Origin of the sequence: Collinsella sp. AM20-15AC (assembly GCF_003471405.1) — a bacterium.
GTDB lineage: Bacteria > Actinomycetota > Coriobacteriia > Coriobacteriales > Coriobacteriaceae > Collinsella.
Genome location: NZ_QRJA01000073.1, coordinates 441 through 748 on the forward strand (window position 1 = coordinate 441; position 308 = coordinate 748).

The following is a 308-nucleotide window of genomic DNA, read 5'->3' on the forward strand; positions in this document are numbered from 1 at the left end:
GAGCTCGAGATCACCACGCTCAACCAGATGTACCTGGAGGAGGGGACGCTGTCCGTGGTCACCCTCGGCCGCGGCTACGCGTGGCTGGACACCGGCACCATGGAGAGCCTGCACGAGGCGGCGGAGTTCGTCCGCGCCGTGGAGCACTCCCAGGACCTGCCCGTGTCCGTGCCCGAGGAGATCGCCTGGGAGAACGGCTGGATCACGACCGCCGAGCTGGAGGAGGCCGCCAAGGCCTACGGCAAGTCGGTCTACGGGCGGCACCTGAAGAAGGTCGCCGCCGGCGAGATCGTCAACAGCCCGCGCGA

General features: G+C 69.2%; 1 protein-coding gene. It reads left to right on the forward strand.

Annotated elements, in window-relative coordinates:
• A partial coding sequence (locus tag DW233_RS10515; protein ID WP_255413638.1) for a sugar phosphate nucleotidyltransferase occupies positions 1 to 308 on the forward strand: 308 nt, incomplete at both ends.